This is a genomic window from Stenotrophomonas pictorum JCM 9942, assembly GCF_001310775.1.
In the GTDB taxonomy this organism is placed as follows: Bacteria; Pseudomonadota; Gammaproteobacteria; order Xanthomonadales; family Xanthomonadaceae; genus Stenotrophomonas; species Stenotrophomonas pictorum.
The window spans coordinates 1-6979 of record NZ_BAZI01000138.1 but is presented as its reverse complement, the minus strand read 5'-3'; the positions used below and the strand labels follow the sequence as shown (position 1 = coordinate 6979).

The 6979-nt window shown below is 64.7% G+C and carries 5 protein-coding genes; all 5 read right to left on the bottom strand.

What is annotated here, in order from left to right; translation table 11 throughout:
- Positions 1 to 493: 493 nt before the first annotated feature.
- Positions 494 to 1753, bottom strand: a complete 1260-nt coding sequence (locus JCM9942_RS08675) for a tyrosine-type recombinase/integrase (protein WP_016448863.1) — start codon at positions 1751 to 1753, stop codon at positions 494 to 496.
- 301 nt (positions 1754 to 2054) lie between these two features.
- A complete protein-coding gene (guaA, locus tag JCM9942_RS08670; protein ID WP_054659059.1) occupies positions 2055 to 3620 on the bottom strand; it encodes a glutamine-hydrolyzing GMP synthase in 1566 nt (521 codons plus the stop codon).
- Positions 3621 to 3707: 87 nt separating this feature from the next.
- Positions 3708 to 5180 carry an IMP dehydrogenase gene (gene guaB, locus JCM9942_RS08665; protein WP_054659061.1) on the bottom strand — a complete coding sequence of 491 codons (1473 nt, stop codon included), beginning with the start codon at positions 5178 to 5180 and terminating at the stop codon, positions 3708 to 3710.
- A 108-nt stretch (positions 5181 to 5288) separates the two neighbouring features.
- Positions 5289 to 6173 carry a bifunctional methylenetetrahydrofolate dehydrogenase/methenyltetrahydrofolate cyclohydrolase FolD gene (gene folD / locus JCM9942_RS08660; protein WP_054659057.1) on the bottom strand — a complete coding sequence of 295 codons (885 nt, stop codon included), beginning with the start codon at positions 6171 to 6173 and terminating at the stop codon, positions 5289 to 5291.
- Between the two features lie 82 nt (positions 6174 to 6255).
- A partial coding sequence (moeB, locus tag JCM9942_RS08655) for a molybdopterin-synthase adenylyltransferase MoeB (protein WP_157722837.1) occupies positions 6256 to 6979 on the bottom strand: 724 nt, incomplete at its 5' end.

The following is a 6979-nucleotide window of genomic DNA, read 5'->3' as shown; positions in this document are numbered from 1 at the left end:
GCCTCTCGGGTGAACTCCAACGCCAGCCGCCCCGGCTGGCCGATACCGACCAGGGCATCGTCGCAGCCGGCCTCGCCCAGACGCTCGACCAGGCCATCCGGGTCGCTGTCGTCTTCGGTGAGCTGGTACTTCAGGGTGAAGGTGTATTCCATCGTGCTACTCCTCGGCACCGCCTTCAGCCTCGCGCTGCTTGCGATGCGTGGTGCAGTTGTCCACGACACGCCGCAGAGCGCGTGCGTGGTTGCCAGGGTTCTTCGGCGTGCTCCATACGCTGGTGATGCAGAACTCGCCGCAGCGACACTCCTCATCGTTGTATGGGCAATAAATCCGCCCCCAGGCGTGGCTGCCACCGACTTCGACGCGCCAACCTGCCCTTCGGCGTGCCTGAGAGCTTCCTCGACCTCCTTCTTCGGATGAGAGGGACGGGCCATCAGTGATCTCCAGTATCGGGGTGACCGGCCTAGGTTGTCAAGTGACAACCTAGGCCGCCATTTCAGACCGTCGCGCTCAACACCGGCACGACCACATGCTCCGGCATCAGCCTCGGCACGTAGGTCTGCCCGTCGATCCAGGCATCAACCATGTTGGCCCACTCCTGCAGCATGTGACGCCGCTGCTCGGCGTACTCGGCCTTGTTGTAGACCGAGCGCGAGGAGCGCCCGCTTTCCTCATGCGCTAGGCACTTCTCGATCCAGTCGCGGTTGAAGCCCACCTCGTTCAGCAGCGTCGAGCCGGTGCGACGCAGATCGTGCACGGTGAACGGTTCCAGCGGCAGGCCGGCGGCCTTGGCCCGCTCTGCCACGATCTGCGTGACCCGGTTCAAGGTCGCATGGGACATGCAGCGGTCGGAGTCGTAGCGCGACGGCAGCACGAATTTCGAGCCGGCTGCGCAGGTATGCAGCGCCACGAAGATGTCGAGCGCCTGGCGCGACAGATAGACCACGTGCGGATTGCGCCCTTTCATGCGCTGTTTCGGGATCGTCCAGGTGGCGCTCTCAAAATCGACCTCGTCCCACGTGGCCTCGATCAGCTCGCTTTTGCGCACCAGCGTCAGGACGATCATCCGCAACGCCAGCCGGATGGTCGGATAGGTGGCCACCGACTCCATCTGCCGCGACATCAACCGGATTTCCAGCGGTGACAAGGCACGATCCTTCGGCACGAAGGTCGCGATCGACGCCGCGCCCACGTCGTCGGCCGGGTTGTCCACCTTCTCGCCGTGCAGGATGGCGAAGGCGTAGACCTGCTTCACGATGTCGCGGATGTGGACCGCGGTGGCAGGCGCGCCGCGCGCCTTCACCTTGTTGCAGAGGGCGCGCAGGTCATCGGCCGCGATTTCGTTGAGCTGCCGGTTCTGGAACGCCGGCAGGATGTCCCGATCGATGATGCTCTTGCGCATCGCCTTCGTGCTGTCGGCCATCCGGGCGCCCGCCAGCCACTTTTCGGTCATGTCGCCAAAGGTCTTGGCGGCGGTCAGTCGGCGCTTCTCGCGCTGCTTCTCCAGCGCGGGGGATTTACCCTGGGCGACGGCCTTCTTGGCGTCGATCAGCTTTTCGCGGGCCAGGGCCAGCGAGATGCCTGCCGGCCCGTAGCGGCCGATGGTCAGCGTCTCACGGCGACCGTTGAGACGGTAATCGTAGCGGAAGGTGACGGTACCGACGGGCGATACCGTCACGTACATGCCATCGCGGTCAAAAGCCTTATAAGTCTTGGGCTTAGGCTTGAGGTTGCGCAGTGCGGTGTCGGTAAGCATCGAGGTTTTTCCTCCTGTTCGTGACGGCTTTTACCGTCAGGGGCCAGGAGACCTGCTGATGCTCGGAAAGCCGCATGAAACAAGCTTTCCCGAGGAGACTTTTACCGTCAAAGACCGGTTTAGTCTGGATAGTAAACGGGAGGGTCTTAATCCAGCCCCCGGTTCGTACCGTCAGTTCTACCGCCAACCTGTTTTGCTGGCCGGCGATAGTCACCGATAGCTGTCGTGACGCATTTCCTTCTAAATCAACACGTTATGACAGAATTTCGATAGCTGGCGATAGTCTCCGAAGGACCTGATTTCACTCCCACTCGATCGTCGCCGGCGGCTTGCCGGAGATGTCGTAGACCACGCGCGAGACGCCACGCAGCTCGTTGATGATGCGGTTGGACACGCGGCCGAGAAAATCGTATGGCAGGTGCGCCCAATGCGCGGTCATGAAGTCGATGGTCTCCACCGCACGCAGTGCGATCACCCACTCGTAGGCGCGCGCATCGCCGACCACGCCCACCGACTTGACCGGCAGGAACACGGCGAAGGCCTGGCTGGTCTTGTCGTACAGATCGGCGGCACGCAGTTCTTCGATGAAGATCGCATCGGCCTTGCCCAGCAGTTCGGCGTACTCGCGCTTCACTTCACCGAGGATGCGCACGCCCAAGCCCGGGCCCGGGAACGGATGGCGATAGACCATTGCACGCGGCAGGCCGAGCTCGACGCCGAGGCGACGCACTTCATCCTTGAACAGCTCGCGCAGCGGCTCGACCAGCTTGAGCTTCATGTCTTCCGGCAAGCCTCCCACGTTGTGGTGGCTCTTGATGACGTGTGCCTTGCCGGTCTTGCTGCCGGCCGACTCGATCACGTCCGGATAGATCGTGCCCTGCGCCAGCCACTTGGCATTGCTGAGCTTGTTCGATTCTTCGTCGAAGATCTCGACGAACAGGTTGCCGATGATCTTGCGCTTGGCTTCCGGATCGCTGACACCTTCCAGTGCCTTGAAATATCGGTCGGCCGCGTTCACGCGCACGACCTTGACGCCCATGTTCTCGGCCATCATCTGCATGACCTGGTCGCCTTCCTGGAAGCGCAGCAGGCCGGTATCAACGAACACGCAGGTCAGCTGGGTACCGATGGCCTTGTGCAGCAGTGCGGCAACCACCGAGGAATCGACGCCGCCGGACAGGCCCAGGATCACCTCATCGCAGCCAACCTGCTCGCGCACGCGGGCGATCTGGTCGTCGATGATGTTGGCCGCGGTCCACAGTGTGGCGCAGCCGCAGATCTCGGTGACGAAGCGCTTGAGCAGCGCCGAGCCCTGCTTGGTGTGGGTCACTTCCGGGTGGAACTGCACGCCGTACCAGCGCTTTTCCTCATTGGCCATCGCGGCCACCGGGATTCGGTCGGTCACGGCGGTGACGGCGAAGCCTGGCGGCACGTGGGTGACGTGGTCGCCATGGCTCATCCACACATCCAGGCGCGGCTCGCCGCCGTGGTCGGACAGGCCGCCCAGCAGTGCGTCATTGCCCAGCAGCTTCACCTCGGCATGGCCGAACTCGCGCTGGTCGGCGGCTTCGGTGCCACCGCCCAACTGCTTGGCCATGGTCTGCAGGCCGTAGCAGATGCCCAGCAGCGGCAGGCCGCTGTCGAACACTTCCTGCGGCGCAGCCGGCGCGCCGGGCAGCGTGGTGGTTTCCGGGCCGCCAGACAGGATGATGCCCTTGGCACCAAAGGCAGCGATCTCGGCCGGATCGTGGTCCCATGCCCAGATTTCGCAATACACGCCGAACTCGCGGATACGGCGGGCGATCAGCTGCGTGTACTGGGCGCCGAAATCGAGGATGAGGATCTTGTCGTTATGGATGTTGGTCATGTCGCCAATGCAGGTGCAATTCGGAAAACGGATGGCGGATACGAAAAGAGGGACACGCGAACGTCTCCCTCTTTGCGTCGGACTGGATCAGCCCATGCGGTAATTCGGTGGCTCCTTGGTGATCTGCACGTCGTGGACGTGGCTCTCACGCTGGCCGGCACCGCTGATCTTCACAAACTTCGGCTTAGTGCGCATTTCTTCGATGGTGCCGCAACCCACGTAGCCCATCGTAGCGCGCAGACCGCCCATCAGCTGATGGACGATGCCACCGACCGGACCGCGGTAGGGCACGCGACCTTCGATGCCTTCGGGCACCAGCTTGTCGGCATCGGCCGAATCCTGGAAGTAACGGTCCTTGCTGCCTTTTTCCATCGCCGCCAGTGAGCCCATGCCGCGGTAGCTCTTGTAGCTGCGGCCCTGGAACAGCTCGGTCTCGCCCGGCGATTCCTCGGTACCGGCGAACAGGCCGCCGATCATCACCGTCGAGGCACCGGCGGCCAGCGCCTTGCCGATGTCGCCCGAATAGCGGATGCCGCCATCGGCGATCAGCGGAATGCGGTCCTGCAGCGCTTCGGCCACCAGGTCGATCGCGGTGATCTGTGGCACACCCACGCCCGCCACCACACGCGTGGTGCAGATCGAGCCCGGACCGATACCGACCTTGACGCCATCGGCGCCGCAGTCCAGCAGCGCCAGCGCCGCATCACCGGTGCAGATGTTGCCGCCGATAACCTGCACGCCCGGGAAGTTCTTCTTCACCCAGCGCACGCGGTCCAGCACGCCCTGCGAGTGGCCGTGCGCGGTATCCACCACCAGCACGTCGACACCGGCGGCGACCAGCGCCTCGACACGGCGATCGGTGTCACCGCCCACACCGACCGCGGCACCGACCAGCAGACGGGTCGAGGTGTCCTTGGCGGCGTTGGGGTTGTCGGTCTTCTTCTGGATGTCCTTGACCGTGATCAGGCCGCGCAGTTCAAACGCGTCATTGACCACGAGCACCTTTTCGATACGGTTCTTGTGCAGCAGCTGCAGCACTTCATCCGACGCGGCGCCTTCCTTGACCGTGATCAGGCGATCCTTCTTGGTCATGATGTGGCGGACCGGATCGTCCAGCTCGGTCTCGAAGCGCATGTCACGGTGGGTGACGATGCCGGCCAGCTGGCCGCCGCCATCCACCACCGGCACGCCGGAGATGTTGTGGGCCTGGGTCAAGGCCAGCACGTCGCGGATCGAAGTTTCCGGGCCGACGGTGATCGGGTCGCGGATCACGCCGGACTCGAACTTCTTGACCTTGGCCACTTCGGCCGCCTGCTGCTCGAGGCTCAGGTTCTTGTGGATGATGCCAATGCCGCCGATCTGGGCCATCGCAATGGCAAGACGGGCTTCAGTGACGGTATCCATCGCCGCCGAGACAACCGGAAGCTTCAACCGCAGATCGCGCGTCAGGCGCGTGCCGAGATCGACGTCCTTGGGCAGGACGATGGAATGGGCGGGGACGAGCGAAACGTCGTCGTATGTGAGTGCTTCAGCTGGATGCGCAGCATCGGCGTACCCGATATGTGGGGAAGCGCGACATTTTACCCTTGTTTGCGCGCCGATGTCAGGGGGACGCAGGGGGCAACGCTGCAAATCAGCGTTGCACGGCCCCGCCTCCTCGACCTCGGTTCAGCCGTTGGCCTCGGCCGCCTCGATCGTGTTCTGCATCAACGTGGCCACGGTCATCGGACCGACGCCGCCGGGCACCGGGGTGATCCAGCTGGCCCGCTGCGCGGCCGCCTCGAAACCGACATCCCCCACCAGACGGCCATCGTCCAGGCGATTGATACCCACATCGATCACCACCGCCCCCGGCTTGACCCACTCGCCGGGAATCAGCTGCGGGATCCCCACCGCGACCACGAGGATGTCGGCATTGCGCACCGCCTGCTCCAACACCTCGCGCGGCGTGAACTTGTGGCAGCTGGTCACGGTGCAGCCGGCGATCAGCAGCTCCAGCCCCATCGGCCGGCCGACATGGTTGCTGACCCCGACAATGGTGGCGTTGCGGCCACGCACCGGCTGGTCGGTATGGCCCAGCAGGGTGGTGATGCCCCGCGGCGTGCACGGCCGCAGGCCGAACTGGCGCAGGGCCAGATGCCCGACGTTCTCGGGGTGGAAACCGTCCACATCCTTGCGCGGATCGATGCGCTGGATCAGCCGGCTTGCATCGGGGATGCCGGGCAGCGGCAGCTGGATCAGGATGCCGTGGATCTTCGGGTCGGCATTGAGCTGGTCGATCAGCGCCAGCAGCTGCGCCTCCGTGGTGCACTCGGGCATGTCGTAATCGAAGGCCTCGATGCCGACCTTCTCCGCCGCACGGCGCTTGTTGCGCACGTACACGGTCGAGGCCGGATCGCCCCCCACCAGCACCACCGCAAGCCCGGGGCGCGAACGCCCGGCCGCCAGGCGCGCATCCACCCGCAGTTTCAGATCATCAAGCAGCTCCTCGGCGATACGGCGGCCGTCGAGGATGCGGGAAGTCGCCACGGAGGCGTCAGCGGAAGCGGTCATGGGCGTGGGGGCAGCAGCAGGGACCGGGTATTGTCCCTGATTCCGCCATGTCCGACACCTGCCACCTGCCCTGAACGCAGGATCAGCCGCGCCGGGAACAGAACGCCGCGTAGTCGATATAACCGGGAAACTCCATGCCCGGTGCACATACCGGGCACGCCGGATCGGCATGCACGCGGGTTTCGCGGAAGCGCATCTGCAACGCATCAAAGCGCAGCAGCCGTCCGGTCAGCGGCTCACCGATACCCAACAGCAGCTTCAACACTTCCGCAGCCTGCATCACCCCGGCCAGACCGGGGAGTACGCCAAGCACCCCCGCCTCGGCGCAATTGGGTGCGAACTCCGCCGGCGGCGGCGCCGGGAACAGGCAGCGATAGCACGGCGCACGCCCGCGCTGCCGGCCGGCATCGAACACACTCACCTGCCCGTCGAAGCGCTCGATCGCGGCATAGACCAGCGGCGTGGCGTGCTTGATGCAGGCGTCATTGAGCAGGTAGCGCAGCGGGAAATTGTCCGAGCCATCCAGCACCACGTCCACCTCCCGCATCAGCGTATCGATGTTGCGGGAGGTGACCCGCTGCGGGATCGCCTCCACCTCGATATGCGGATTCAGCGCCAGCAAACGCTCGCGCGCCGAGACGACCTTGGGCTGGCCAACGCCGGCATCGGTATGGATGATCTGCCGGTGCAGATTGCTGCGCTCGACAACGTCGTGATCGGCGATCCGCAAATGACCCACGCCAGCAGCCGCCAGATAGAACGCTGCCGGCGCGCCGAGCCCGCCCGCCCCCACCACCAGCACGCGC